Source organism: Nocardia sp. GP40, from assembly GCF_050434125.1.
In the GTDB taxonomy this organism is placed as follows: Bacteria; Actinomycetota; Actinomycetes; order Mycobacteriales; family Mycobacteriaceae; genus Nocardia; species Nocardia albiluteola.
Map to the genome: position 1 here is coordinate 241,238 of NZ_JBNPVW010000008.1, position 14,245 is coordinate 255,482.

At 66.6% G+C, this 14,245-nt stretch carries 8 protein-coding genes; 1 reads left to right on the plus strand and 7 read right to left on the minus strand.

Features of this window, described 5'->3' with window-relative positions; all coding sequences use genetic code 11:
* Nucleotides 1–8: 8 nt before the first annotated feature.
* From ABH933_RS25030 to ABH933_RS25050, 5 genes are all read right to left on the minus strand, one after another.
* Nucleotides 9–818: an ESX secretion-associated protein EspG gene (locus ABH933_RS25030; RefSeq protein WP_429421017.1), complete on the minus strand. Its 810-nt coding sequence runs from the start codon at nucleotides 816–818 to the stop codon at nucleotides 9–11.
* Entirely contained in the window at nucleotides 815–3,430 is a 2,616-nt protein-coding gene (locus ABH933_RS25035) for a hypothetical protein (RefSeq protein WP_429421015.1), read from the minus strand. Before ABH933_RS25035 ends, ABH933_RS25030 begins: the two co-directional genes overlap by 4 nt.
* Nucleotides 3,423–9,335 (minus strand): hypothetical protein, encoded by a 5,913-nt coding sequence (locus tag ABH933_RS25040; protein ID WP_429421013.1) that lies wholly within the window; start codon nucleotides 9,333–9,335, stop codon nucleotides 3,423–3,425. Before ABH933_RS25040 ends, ABH933_RS25035 begins: the two co-directional genes overlap by 8 nt.
* A gap of 12 nt (nucleotides 9,336–9,347) precedes the next feature.
* Nucleotides 9,348–9,842: a YbaB/EbfC family nucleoid-associated protein gene (locus tag ABH933_RS25045; protein WP_429421011.1), complete on the minus strand. Its 495-nt coding sequence runs from the start codon at nucleotides 9,840–9,842 to the stop codon at nucleotides 9,348–9,350.
* A 278-nt stretch (nucleotides 9,843–10,120) separates the two neighbouring features.
* Entirely contained in the window at nucleotides 10,121–11,248 is a 1,128-nt protein-coding gene (locus ABH933_RS25050; RefSeq protein WP_429421009.1) for an FAD-dependent oxidoreductase, read from the minus strand.
* Nucleotides 11,249–11,385: 137 nt separating this feature from the next.
* Between ABH933_RS25050 and ABH933_RS25055 the strand changes: the two genes are divergently transcribed.
* Nucleotides 11,386–12,132, plus strand: coding sequence for a TetR/AcrR family transcriptional regulator (locus ABH933_RS25055; RefSeq protein WP_429421007.1), 747 nt, complete (start codon nucleotides 11,386–11,388; stop codon nucleotides 12,130–12,132).
* Between the two features lie 22 nt (nucleotides 12,133–12,154).
* On the opposite strand, the gene ABH933_RS25060 is transcribed toward ABH933_RS25055, so the two are convergent.
* Together ABH933_RS25060 and ABH933_RS25065 are read right to left on the minus strand one after the other, a co-directional pair.
* Nucleotides 12,155–13,693, minus strand: coding sequence for a WXG100 family type VII secretion target (locus tag ABH933_RS25060; RefSeq protein WP_429421006.1), 1,539 nt, complete (start codon nucleotides 13,691–13,693; stop codon nucleotides 12,155–12,157).
* Nucleotides 13,690–14,181: a hypothetical protein gene (locus ABH933_RS25065; protein WP_429421004.1), complete on the minus strand. Its 492-nt coding sequence runs from the start codon at nucleotides 14,179–14,181 to the stop codon at nucleotides 13,690–13,692. The genes ABH933_RS25060 and ABH933_RS25065 overlap by 4 nt, the downstream gene beginning before the upstream one ends.
* Nucleotides 14,182–14,245 lie beyond the last annotated feature (64 nt).

Genomic DNA, 14,245 nt, shown 5'->3' on the forward strand with positions numbered 1-14,245 from the left:
ATCCGAATTCAGTACCGGTCCTCGGGACGTCCCCATTCCCAATGTGTTTCGAGGCGTGCCATCAGCTCGTTGATATCCCGGTGTATCCGCTCGGCCAGCTGCAGCCGGCTGGTGCCGACGGCGATGGGCGACTCGCCTCGCGACATCACATACCGTCCGTCGCCGACGACGTCCCGCAACATCAACCCGGTCTCGTGAATACCTCGCGGGCCGAACTTCGACCGGCCCTGCACGACGGTGATCACGCCGGTGCAATCGGCGCGTTGCCGGAAGAACTGCTCGGTGCGATACACCGGTTCGTTCTCGAGGTCGTCCCGGATGTGGCTGGCACGCCAGCTCGGCGAATCGTCGTCGGCGGAGCGGGTCACAATCGGAATGTCCGGTAGCCGACCGGCTTCCACGTACGGAAGGGACCGCACCACCATGGCGGCCAGTTGGCGCGGATCGCATTCGGTAATGGTGAGCATCGGCGAGTCGTAGGTGAGTTTTCCCGGCGGCTGGAGGAACAGGTACCCCAGCGCACCCGACCGCGCGGCGTGCAGGTGGAGCTGCTTTTCGGTGTTTCTCCCGTCCTGCTCGTCCCAGGTGTGTGCCAGCACGTACAGTTCGGGCGCCCGCAGCACCTCGATCACGCCGTCGAACGAGCCGTCCAGCCGGTGCTGAAGTTCCTCCCACGCCGCGCGTTTGCGACGCTCCAGCTCATCGACCATGACCACCTCGTCGGTCTCGAACAGGAACGGCCGCGGCAGTGAACCTCCGCAGTAGTGGTCGCACAGGACGATGAATTCGATTGCGGTGAGCTGCCATTGGAGCGTCATGCGTCGATCACCGGCCGCACCCGCTCGATCTCGGGCCCGACGGCCTCATCGAAATTGTCCACCGTGTCGAGGAACTTTGCGCGCTTGTGTTCCTTCGCGGCGTTTTGCCCGCCGTTCATGCCACTTCCCATGCCGCCCATCGGCATACCGCCCATCGTCGTACCCTCCGTCGGACCGGCCGAGGCCGGTATGGTCGGCACCTGGCTCCCGTCGAGATTGCTCGGCACGCTCGCCCGCGGGAACAACTTGGCGTCGGCCGGATAGGCGGCGGTGACCGGTGAGTGCACTCCGCCGCCGCCGTCGCCACCCCCGCCGGCGACGCCCGCATGCCCACCGCCGAACGAGGCCGCGAAATCGTTCGGGATCGCGCTGTCGGCCAGGCCCGGAATGTGTTGCGCACCGCCCATACCCGGAATGCCGACCAAGCCGGAATTCACCAGACCGGCGAGCGCGTCGGTGCCGGTCTTGACGACATCCCCGAGGGCCCCGGTCACCGTCTTGAATCCGTTGGCCAGGGTAGTGAACAGATCCGTGCCGCCCGTCGTCTGTGACAGGGTGTTTCCCAGGTTCTGCAGCGTCTGCGGGCTCAGGTTCTGCAGCGTCTGCGGGCTCAGATCCTTCAGGCTGTCGGGCCCGAGGCCGTTCATGATGTCCGAACCGAACTTCTGCAGGTCCTGCGGGGTCAGATGCTGCACGAAGTCGGAGCCCAGTTTCTGCAACGCCTCCGGGCTCATCTGCTTCAGCAAGTCCGGGCTCACGTCGCCGAGCAGATCCGACCCGATCTTCTGCAGTTGGTCCGGAGTCAGGTTCTGGAACGGATTCTTGCCCTGCAGCAGCTGATTCAGCAGATCCTGCGGGGACTTCGGGGTGTTGAGGACCGGCTTGGGGTTGTTCGTCGGCAGGGTATTGACCGGCCGGTTGGGAATTTGCGAATTGGTGTTGTTGTACGGGTTCTGGCCATTACCCTGATTCCCGCCGTTGCTGCCATTGCCGTCGCTGCCGCTGCCGCCGCCACTTCCACTACCGCTGCCGCCGCCATTTCCGCTGCCACTGCCGCTGTTGCCGGCCGCGCTGACGCCCTTGTTGTAGCCGTCCTGGTAGCCGGCTTGGTAGTTGGGGCTGTTCTTGTCGATGCCGCTGTTGACCTGGTTTCCGCCGCCGTTTTGGCCGTTTCCGCTGCCTTGGCTACCGCCACTCTGGTCGCCACCGCCGCCCTGGTTTCCGCCGCCCTGGGGGCCGCCGCCTTGATTGCCGACGCCCTGGGGTCCGCCCCCTTGGCTGCCGCCGCCGCCTTGATAGCCCCCACCTTGGCTGCCACCGCCGCCTTGATAGCCCCCACCCTGATTACTACCGCCACCTTGGTTACTCCCACCCTGGTTACCGCCACCCTGGTTGCCGCCGCCTTGGTTTCCGCCGCCTTGGTTACCGCCGTTCTTACCGCCGCCGTCACTCAAGCCCTTGTTGTAGCCATCCTGATAACCAGCCTTGTAATCGGGACTGTTCTTATCTATATTTCCGCTGTTGTTCTCATTGTTGTTCCCGTTGCCGTTCCCATTATTATTGTTGCCATTGTTGTTCCCCTTGTTGTTATTATTGTTACCGTCTTTGCGATCTTTGTTGGTAGTGGGCGGCGGCGGTGCCGGATTCGGCTTACCGGCGATCGGTATTGCAGGCATCGCACCTACGGCACCATTGATACCGGCAACATAATACTTGTTGTATACTCCACGGTACATACTCAAATCGTACGCAAGCTGGTCGTAGCTCCAGGGCTTGTCATCGAAATACGAACCGGGCATCATATTATACGTATCCCCCAGCCACTGCGCACAATATGTTAAATCATTGCCGAGTTCGGTCAAACCGTTCGTAAAGGGGACCGTGTTGTCGGTGAAGCGATTCACCGCATTCATAGCCTGGTCCGCACCGTTACCAGCCCACATTTCTTTCGTGACACCATGCAGTGCTTCATTCAGAATCGCAAAGTCTGCGGCGAGTTTGGTGGCCAACCACTGATACAGGCAACCCGTGTCGTATGCGGCCTGGGCACGGCCGTCCAATGCATTGCGGAAGTCAACAAATTTATTGTAGGGCCAGCCGTCGGCAGACTCGGGCACGATGGCCGGGCTACCATCGGCCTTAGTAGGTTTCGGCACATCCGGCACATCGCCCGTGGGACTGATATTACCGTTCTTCGGAGGGTCTCCCGGCCCAACCGGAGTCACGGTCTGCAGGTCGCCGACCTTATCGAAGTCTGCTGTCGACTTCTCCTCGGATCGCAGGTAGTTTCCGGCCGCACTCTTGAAGGTGTCCCCCATGTCCTCCATGGTCCACCGCAGCTTGTCCAGATCATCGACGACTTCGGTACCCTTTCGGTTGACGAGTCCGGTGAGCGTGACTCCGCCGTGCTCCCAGCCCCAATCCTTCAATTTATTCATACGATTATCGGTGATGAACTTCTGATACCCCTGCAGCTTACCGATCATATCGTGACACTGCTGCACACACTTGACGATGACGTCAGAATTGAATTTCACACCGTCGAATTTCAGCGTTTGCTTGTCCGCCGCGGAGCGGAGGTCTTTCCAGTCGCCGCGAATATCGTCAGCCATCTGTGGTACTCCTCGTGGTCTTCGTGGTGGGTCGCTTCTCGATGACCGGTTCGGTTGCGGAGGCCGAAGCTCCCAACGTGAAGGGAACATCGGTGGAGTCGTCTACTCCGGCGCGATGCTCGGGCGTCTCGAACGGCGAAAAGGTCAGCACGACTTTCGGCTTCTTACGCGGCTTGTCGGATTTCTTGCGGGGACGGCGCGACTGCTTCTTCTTCCCCTCGGCGGCATCGGCGGACGGCGGAGCTCCTGCAGACGACGGCGCGCCACCGGGCGAAGCCGACCCGGGGGGTTGGTGCCCGTCCTGCATAGGCGACGCCGGCATTCTTCCCGGCATGGACGGGTCGGTTCCGTCCGCGTTCGATCCGGAATTCCCTTGCTGTTCCGGAACTCTCGAATGATCCGGCGAATGATCCGGGTTCCGCGTCGCGCCCGGATGCTGCGTGGTCCCCGGATGGCTTCCGGTCCCCGGTGCCGCATCCTGGTCTCCGGAACCTGCTGCGCCCGAGCGGTCTCCGGAACCTGCTGTACCCGAGTGGTCTCCGGCGCCGGTACCATCCGAAGGATTCGCGGAATCCGGTGCACCCGGGCGGTCCCCGGATCCCGGAGTACCGGTGTGGGTGTCCGTTCCCGGCTGACCTCCCGACGCCGCTGAACTCGAATTATTCTGGCCACCAGTAGCATTCGGATCCGTCTGCCGGCCCGGCAACTGCTGACCGTCCGAGTTCTGCGGTGCACCTGGACGAGCCGAATCACCCGCATGGCCGGGCGTTCCGGGTTGATCCTGATTACCCATCCCATCCTGCGAGGCAGAATCCTGACCGCCCTGCGCGGCCGGATCCTGCGAGGAATTCAGCGAACTCCCGGTACCGGGGTGGTTCGGGGAACCGGCCTGATCGGAGGCTCCCTGCCCGAGATCGTCGGATCCCTGCGCTCCCACACGATCGAGGGCGCCGCGCAGCGCGGACAGGTCGGGCTCGGCGGATCCATTTCCGCCGCCCGTTGCGGACCGCTGCGACGGGCTCGAAACACCGTTCGGCACAGCCGATCCCGAGCCGCCTCCGGTCTCCGGCGTAGACGACGACAGACCGTTACCGGAGCCCAGGCGCCAGTAGTCCGGCGACGAGGCGCCTAGGCCGTTCGTCCCACCGCCACCGACTCCCCCGTTGGGTGACGACGAACCGCCCGTGTCCGCCGGCGGGGCCATCCCGTCCGCGGAATGCAGGTTCTGGAGCATCCTCGACAGCGCGGCCGGATCCAGTCGCGGAGGTGGCGGTGACTGCCGGTGCTCGGGCGGCGCCTGCCGGTCGTTGCCCGGTGAGCCGTGAGCACCGCCGGAGCCGCCCCGGTTACCGGAATCGCCGGAGTTACCGCCAGCGTGACCGGAGCGACCGGGGCTGCCATCGTGACCACCGGAGTTACCACCGCGATCGGCACCGCCCGAACTGCCGTCACGACCGGAGTTACCGCCATGACCGGCACCGCCCGGGCTGCCGTCACGACCGGCCCCGCCGGGGTTACCACCGGGACCGGAGTTGTCGCCACGATCGATACCGCCCGAGTCACCACCGCGACCGGAACCGCCGGAGTTACCTCCCTGACCGGAACCGCTGGTGTCTTGACCGTTGCCGTTCCCTCCCGGCCCCTGGGAATCCTGATTGTGGTCGTACGAATCGCTATTCGACGAATCCCCGTTGTCCGGACCAGAATTCGGCGGACCCCAGTAACCCGGATCCGGCGGACCCCACTCGTTCTGATCCGGGCCCCACTGATTCTGATCCGGCGGACCCCACTGGTCCTGATCGGGCGGACCCGACTCGTTCTGATCCGGCGGACCGTTCTCGTCTCCCGGTGGAATCCACTCCTCGGTATCGGGCGCGATCGGCGCCTCGTAACCGCCGGTCAGCGGATCATTGACGTTTCGGTGGCGCGGCTTGTTCGTGGCGGTCAGGCGGGCACCGTCGACATACGGACTCTTGGGATCGGCCGGAGGTGCGACGGTCCCGTCGGAATCGGAGACGTGCACCTTGTTCTCGTCGTCGACGTTCCAGGTGGTGCCGTCCCCCCTACTGCCCCAGGCGGTTCCGTCCGACTCGGTGACGCGCACGGCGCCATCGCCCCGGACCTCGCGCAGGCTGCCGTCCGGGCGTTCGACGAAGGCCGTTCCGTTCGTGCGCGTCCCGCGAATCACGCCCTCGGTATCGGTGAAACGCGCTCCGCGCGGGCCGATCTCGGAGACCGAATCGTCCTCGTGCACGACCCGGAATCCCCCGGGCGCCTTCTCCAGCTGCGCACCGTTGGACAGCTCGATCGGCTCGGTCATCGGCCGGGTCTCGGTGTGCCCGTTCGGCTCCGTGATGCGCACGGACCCGCCCGAACCCCGCTCATAGGTGGTGCCGTCGCCGTCGAATACCTTGATGCCGTTGGGCGACGACTCGAAGCCGATCCCGTCGGGCCGATCCATCTGGACGACGCCGGGCCTGCGCGGCCCGTCCGGGCCGAGGCCGCCCAGCCGACCACCGGACCCGGACTTCGCGGTGTCGCTCAGATCGTAGTGGATCACCGTGTGGTCCGGGTGCTCGGTCCGCCCGCCGCCTTGCGTATCGGTCGAGTCGAACACCACATGCTTGGTGCCGTCGGGATCCTCTACGGTGACAGCGCCATTCGGCTCGGTGGTCTGTGTGGTCCGGTCGGGCCCGATGGTCACGGTGGGCCTGCCCGGCCCCGACTCGACCACGGTGTCGTCCGCCTTGAACACGATCCTGTCGCCGGTGGGTGAGATGAATTCCGTTGCCCGGTTGGATCTTACGGTCGTGGTCCAGTCGTCCGGGGACTTCGTGCGCACCGAGCCGTCGTCAAGCACCGTGTGCGAGACGCGATCCGCCCTGGTGAACGTCGGCGACTGCACACCCGTGCCCTTGCCCACGGTTGTCTCGGGATGGTCCGACGGACCGGCGCCGTCCGGGCCGACGAACGCGATCGAATGGTCGGACTCGACCTTCATGAGCTGCGGGTCGCCGGGACGGCCCACCAGTATGGTCCCGTCCTCGCCGATCACGTGCTCGGTGCCGTCCGGGGAGGTGACGACGAGATTGCCGTCCGCATTGCGCTCCCGCCCGGCCTTGTCGTTCGGCACGATGTGCACGGTGTTGTCGGGGGTGGTCACTATCGCCGGATCGCCCGGTCTGGTGTGGATGGTGGTGCCGTCCGGCTCGAATTGCGTCCGCTCGTCCCACGGCGAACGGAGCTCCGCTCCGCCGTTTCGCTTGACGATCGTCGTCCAGTTGTCCAGGGACGTGGTCTGTACCGAGTTGTCGGACAACACCTTGTACCGGGTGCCGTCCCCCCGGCCGAAGCCGAATTCCTGGCCCCGCCCCGATCCGCCGGCCCGCGGACCGGACGGCGCCACCGGGGCACCGCCGTCGTTGGGCACGAATTCGACCGAGCGATCCAGCCGGATCATCACCCACGTCTCGTCGCCGGGACGCCCGATGAAAATGTTCTGCCGCTTGTCCACCCAGTGCTCGGTGCCGTCGGGCGAGGTGATCCGTACCCCGCCCGAGTCGACGCGCTCCCAGTTGGGATGCTCCTGGCCGCCCTCGAGGGTCCAGCCGCCGGGGCCGTCCGGCTCGGCGTCGTGCCCCCGCTGCCCGCCCGGATCCGAATGCTGTTCCTGCGGAACGGATGCCCGCGCCGACGGCTGATCTCCCTCGGGCTGCTGTCGCTGCGGTGCGAGCCCACCGGGGTTCGACTCCGGCGGCCGCTGCCGCGTCGGGAAGGTGCCGCCCGCATCCGGCTCGGGCATCGATGCGCGCCGTCCCGGCGAATTCTGGCTGCCGGAGCCGGAATCCGAGGCCCCTGGCGACCTCCCGCTGTCCGAACCCTGATCCGACGCGGGCGGACGCTGCGGCGGCGCTCCACCGGTGTTCACATCCAGGGGCCGCCGTGGCTGCGCCGAACCGTTGGAACTCACCTCGGATACGGCGGACGAACGCGGCGGCCCGCTCGAACCGTTCGAACTCACCTCGGACACGGCGGACGAACGCGGCGGCTGGACCGAACCATTCGCGCTCGCCCCCGGGCCCGACGCCGGGCGCGGAGACGATTGTCCCGCAGTGATATTCGATCCGGGCGTCTGGCCACCGCCCTTCGGCGCCTGCGATATCGCAGATCGATCCGACGGCGCCGAACCATCGCTTCCGGGGGCCGGACGCGCGGCGGGCGGGCCGCCGCGACCATCGCCGGCGTCGCCCGCGGACCGGCCGGTCGTTCCGCCGATCGCCGACGAATTGCGGCCGTCTCCGGACGGATTCGCGGACGACGTGCGCACCGGCGACTCGCCGCCCGAGGTGGACGAACGTCCCTCGCTCCCTGCGGAATTTGCCGATGCCGGGGACTCACTCCGGCCTCCCCCGGAGTCCGACGACCGGTTCGACGACGAACCCGACGAGCCCGAGCCATTATACGTAGCACCGGCTTTCGACCGATCGGGCGAGGGCGTGTCGCGCTGTCCGGAATCCGACGAATCTCCCGACCGGCCGCCGTTGTTGCTCGGCATGACCGACGGCGGTTGCTTGCTCGTACCCGAGTTGTTCGTACTCGAATCGTCGTTGCTGCCCGAATTACGGTGCGAGACTTCATCGGGAGCGCGATTCGGCGACTCGCCCGTGCCATAGGCGTCGTTCGACGAGGCCGGAATGGTCGACCGCGGCGGATTCTGCTCGGTGCCTTGCGGTCCCGATTTACCGTCGGACTCGGAGGAGTCATCGACGGTGAAGTTTCGGTTGCCGCCCCGCGGTTCGTTCGATCCGCCCGGCTGGTTCTGGGTCGCGATGTGATCGCCGTCGAAACCGCTCCGGACGCCGCGCGGTCCGAGTCCGCCCGCATCGAACGCGCCCCCGGCCCGGACCGGAATGTGCACCGCCCCGTCGCCGGGCGCCTTCCAGTCGACCTCGAAGCTCTTGTTGTCGAACTTGTTGTGGCCGAAATATCCCCGGACGCCGCCGACGATCCCGCCGTGGGCCGCGCCGCCGACCCAGCCGGCCGGGTTGCCGAGCGTCCCGGCCCAGTCACCGGTGATCATGGCGCCACCGAGCCCGCCGATCCCGGTGAACACCGGGCTGGAACCGATGCCCACGAGCATGCCGTTCCCGGCCCGGATCCACGGATTGCTGAGCTTGTCCCCGAGGAGCTTCGTCGTGAATTTGTTGATCGAGTTCGCCGCCGCCCGGCCGAAGGGTGCACCGAAGCCCGCGGCCAACGCGCCCCCGAACTCGTTCCAGTCGAAACTCTTCCGATGCCCACCGGCCATCTGACCGACCTGCACGGCCGCATCGAGCGTGCCGGAAATGAGCGCGCCCTCCAGGATCTTCATGATCCAGCCCTTGCTGAGGTTGGCGAATTTATCACCGAATACCGACAGGACCTTCGCCAGAATCCGTTCCTGAATCTGCTGTTCCAGGCGTCGCATGATGAACTGGGTGGTCGCCTCCTCGGCCGCCTCGACGGCCGGTGCGGTCGGCGGGAAAGCCCACGCCCAGGCGATTTCGATCGCCAGCGCGATCAGCGAGACGATGGTCATCAGTTTCGCGGCCTGGATCGACACACCGAAATCGTTGGTAGCGTCGGAGATCTGGTCCATGAAATGCGCGAGCGACTCCATCGACTGGTCACCGGTCAGCATCTGATCGAACAGCGCGCCGATCTTGTCGCCGCCGTCGCCCTCGGGATAGGCGGAGACCGCGGTGCGTTTGACGTCTTCGATTTCCGGAATCAGTTTCCGCAGCGCCTCGGCGGTGTCCCGATAGGCGTTCGAAACATTCCAGGCCTTGTCCTCGTCACCGTCCGGCCACGTACCACCCGCGATCCACCCCAGCCAGCGCAGCTCCGGCGGCAGATACAGACTCATCGCGCAGCGACCTCACGCGTCGAGGTCGCTGACCACCGACCGGCGTTCGAGCGGCTCCGCATCGACGAAACGCGGGCCCTCGTCGTCGTATCGGCGTTCCGGCGAGTTCGGCGGCGCGGTCGACACGGGCGGCGCCACCGGAATCATGGACCGCAGGTCCGGCACGCCCTCGACGAGATCCGACAGGCGCGGCAACCGGGCTTTGCGCTCCCGCAACGGTTCCATGAGCTGACGACTCCGCTCGCTCACCTTCCGGGCGGCCCCCTGCACGGCCTGGGTCATCGCGGCCGAGATCTCGGCATAGGACAGATCGCCGATATCGTCGGCGAATCGGGTCTCGATGAGGATGCCGTCGGCATTGACGGTCACGCTGATTCGCTTATCGCAGGCGGTGGCGGTGGCGGTGAGCCGAGAGCGGTCACGGTGAATCTGCGCCAGGCCCTGCATTTGTTCCGTGAACGCTTCCATCATCATCTCGGCATCGGCCCGCAGCCATTCGTTCGCCACCAGGAGCCTCCGCATCGTAGGTCGATCCGCATTGCGATGTCGCACTGAAAACCTTTGCCGCTGACCAGAATTCAACACGGGGACGATCAGTTTCGAGTAATAGCGGCATAACAGCGCATCGCCGGACGGTAAGAACGAGGTGACAAATGCGTCATTGCCGTTGTTACAGGCAGTTCGGCGAGGCATGTGCGCACGCCGAACGCTGCGATGTCCCGTGTCGAGAATTCACATTTCTTTGCGCGGCACGATAATTCGCCGCGCACAACGACGAAGCACGGTCAGGCTTGTTCCGGTTCCGGTTCCGGGACGTAGGCCGGTAACGCGGCGATGCTGTCGCGTACGGCCTCGCCGCCGTACTCGAACATCCGCTGCTCGTAGTCACCGACCGCGCCGCGCAGGTCTCGGCGGCCCTGCGCGGCGTCGATCAGGTTGCGGCGCAGCAGGTCGGCGTCGCGCAGGGCGGTGTTCGCGCCGTTGCCGCCGGTCGGGGAGGTGGCGTGGATGGCGTCGCCGAGCAGGGTGACGGGACCGGGCGTCCAGCGTTCGCCGGGGTGGACCACCCGGATGGACAGCAGGGCGCTGTTGTCCGGGTCGGACTGCTCGATGAGCGCCCGCACGTCCGGATGCCAGCCCTGAATCCTGGACAGCGCGGCCTCCTGCGGGGTCGCGTCGCGGAGTGCGCTCGGCGGCAGGAGCATGGCCCAGCGCACGTAGTCGCCGATATCGGGGAGCGTCACCTCGGGGGCCAGTGCCTCGGCCGCCGCCTTCGGCGGGGTGCGGAAGCGCATCGCCGCGAGCAGCAGACTCGTACCGTTCCCGGCGATCTTCGAGCCGAAGGCCGGCGACAGTCCGGCGAAGCGCTCGGTCAGGGGCGTGCGCCCGATGACGAACCGGGCGCCGGTGTCGGTCGGGGTGGTCTGAGGGGAGAGCACGGCGCGGACCGCGGAGCCGATCCCGTCCGCCCCGACGAGCAGGTCGGCGGTGACCGGGTTGCGGTGCGCGAATCGGGCCTCGACCCCGCCGTCGTTCCGCACGTCGTATCCGGTCAGCTCGGCGCCGGTGTGCACGGTCAGTCCGGTCAGCAGCAGGTGCCGCAGCACGTGCCGATCGACCGCGATCCCGCTTCTGGCGGGGCCGAGCTCGCCGATCCGGTTCAGCTGCGGGTCCAGGATCGACCGTTCGGCGTAGGCGTCGCCGACGATCGCGTCCAGCAGCGGGTGCCAGCGCGGCGGCAGGCAGCCGCGCAGCGCCTCGAACCCGACCGGGTTCAGCATGAGCCGATAGCCCTGGAACCGCGCGGTGATCGCCGGGTCTCGCTCGTACACCTCGGCCTCGATCCCGGCGCCACGCAGCCCCTGGGCCAGGCACAGACCGCCCAGACCGGCTCCGATAACGGAAACTCGCATCACACACCTCCTGATCGGACCCACTCCGGACGGTGGTCAGGCACCTGAGCAGCGGGAACGGGCACGAACTTAGTTCGTTATTAACGAACTAAGTTCTACTTCACGAACTTAGTTCGTGTCAAGCTATAGTGGCCTGCATGCCGTCCGACCCCCGACATCACCGAGCAGCCCGCCACGCCCAGCCCGCGGAGAAGTCCGCCGCAGCGTCACCGGCCAAGCGACCCATCACGGTCGACCGGATCACCGACGCCGCCCTGCAGGTCGTGGCCACCGAGGGCTATGAGGCGCTGACCATCCGCCGGGTCGCCGCGGTGCTCGGCACCGGGCCGTCCTCGCTGTACGCGCACATCGTCAACAAGGAGGACATCGACGATCTGCTCATCGGCAGGCTCTGCTCCGAAGTCGTTCTGCCCAAACCGGACCCGGCCGCCTGGCGCAAGCAGATCCTCGACGTGTACGCCCAGATCCGCGACCAGTACCTGAAATACCCGGGAGTCTCGCGCGCCGCGCTGGGCACGGTCCCCACCAATCTCGCCACGCTACGGGTCCGGGAGGGGCTCCTGGCGATTCTGCTCGCAGGCGGAATCGAACCGCAGACCGCCGCCTGGGCGCTCGACGCGCTGTCGCTCTATGTCAGCTCCTACGCCCTCGAGCAGTCGCTGGTCCAGCGGCGGCGCACACGCGAGGATCAGGAATGGGTCGTCGACCGCGAGGAGCTGATCCAGCGGTTCGCCGCGCTGCCGGCCGACACGTTTCCGCAGACCCGGCGCTATGCCGCCGAGCTGACCTCCGGCACCGGACACGACCGGTTCGAGTTCACCCTCGGCCTGCTCACGAACAACCTCACCCGGCCCGCGCCGGCACCGGCATCCGACACCGAATGAACGCCGGCCCGGGTTGGATTGTTCAGCGGTTCGGTTCCTTCCCTGCAGGCCGGTTGGGCTCCGACATGTATTGGAGGTCCCGCGCCGGGGCCTGCATTCGCGGAAAGCGGGTGTTCTGTTGCGATTCGGTTGGGGCTGAATCGAATTCGCGTACTTCGCGCCCGGGGGGCTGGTCATCTTCCGGGTTCACGTGAGCCTCGGTGGGGGTCGATGCTCCGGTCCGGCTCACCTTCACCGCCGGGTGCAGCGCGTGCTCGGAGATCTGCGGAGTCACCTTCTGCGCGTTGAGGATCGGGCCCTCGGTGTGGTGTCCCGTCATCGTTGTATCCACCGGATGCTCAGAACCCACCGGAGTCACCTTCTGCCCGTAGAGGATCGGCTCCTCGGTCTGACGCCCCGCCATCGTCGCATCCACCGGATGCTCGTACCCCTCCGGAGTCACCGTGTCTGCGTTGAGGATCGAGCCCTCGGCATGAGACATCGCCATCGGCGCACGCACCGCAGACCTGGGGAACTCGACACCTTTCGGATTCGCGGGATCCGTACCGGGCATCGAACTCTCCGTCCGCTGTGGCGCCAGCGGCGTCTGCCTCGGAAGCTCGGAACCGACCGGAGTCGCCCTCTGCCCGTCGAGAATCGGCCCCTCGGTCAGACGCCCCGCCATCGTTGCACCCGTCGAAGACCCGGTGATCCCAGTACCTCCCGACTGCACCGGACCCATACCGGGTATCGAACTCTCGGGCCGCCGCGCCGCCAGCGGCGTCTGCCTCGGAAGCTCGGAGCCCTCCGGAGTCGTCTGCCGATCGACGACCGCGCCCTGGGTATGACGCAGCGCCATCGGCGTACCCTCCGTGGACCCGGTGATCCCAGTACCTCCCGACTGCACCGGATCCGTCCCGGGTATCGAACTCTCGGGCCGCCGCGCCGCCAGCGGCGTCTGCCTCGGAAGCTCGGAGCCCTCCGGAGTCGTCTGCCGATCGACGACCGCGCCCTGGGTATGACGCAGCGCCATCGGCGTACCCTCCGTGGACCCGGTGATCCCGGTGCCTCCCGGATTCACCGGATCCGTCCCGGGTATCGAACTCTGTTGCGACGCCGCCGATCTCTGCACCGCATACCCGGATTCCTCCGGAGCCACCTGGTCGTCTCGGGCCACGTCGTGGCGCGGGTTGTCCGGCCGGGCCACGTCGTTGCGCGCGACCTCGCGGGTGGTGTCGCTCGTGCCCACCGACGGGCTGCGATCCTGTCGCCGCCTGATCATGACCCCCTGCTGCTCGTTCTTCTCGTACATGGTCGCCGAGTCCCGGAGGTTCTTCGCGTTCTGCTGGAAGACGTCGGCGACCTTGGACAGGGAATCGAAGGTATTGTCGCGGTTCTTCTTGAACCCCTTGTCGCCGTCGGCGAACTTGCTGCCGATCTTGTCGTCGCCCCATGCGTCGCCTTTGCTGCCCAGGCTCGACTTCAGCGTGTCCAGCAGCTGCTTGGTCTTCTCGGCGAGATCGTCGAAATTGGTTGCGGAGCGGCGCAATCCGTCCGGCTCGACCTTGATGGGCTCGTTCATCGTGCTCCTCCTTCGGTGGTGGTTTCCTCGGCGCAAGCCCGTAACGGGACGCTGTGCAACGGACCCCACCCGTCGCGGCGGTCGGCGGGAGTCCCATCGGGATAGGCGCCGTCCTGTACCAGCGGCCCCTCACCCAGGGGCGGGCCGTCCGGGTTGAGCCGCTCCCACAACTCCGCCAGGCTCGGCGCGCTGCCGAGCCGGATCCAGGGCGGAACAGCGCCGGCAACCGTGTCGTCGGGCGCACCGATCCACTCCTGAATGGCCGCGACCGGCGCCGACCCGCGCCGGGCCGCGTCGTCGAGGCGCCGCTCCCAGACCAGCAGGCAGTCGAGATCGTCTCCGGCAGTGGCGAGTTGGCGTTCGAAGCCCGCCGCGTGGTGATCGGTGGAAGCCCACAGGTACCCGATCAGCTGACCGTCCCGGTGCACGGGCAGGTAGCTCAGCGGGCGGCGGGTCCAGCGGCTGAAAGTAATCGAGGTACTTGTCATCGGCGCTCCGGAGTGAGGTTGGGCATTGTCGGTTGGGGGGCCCGGGCATTCACGTACGCCATGA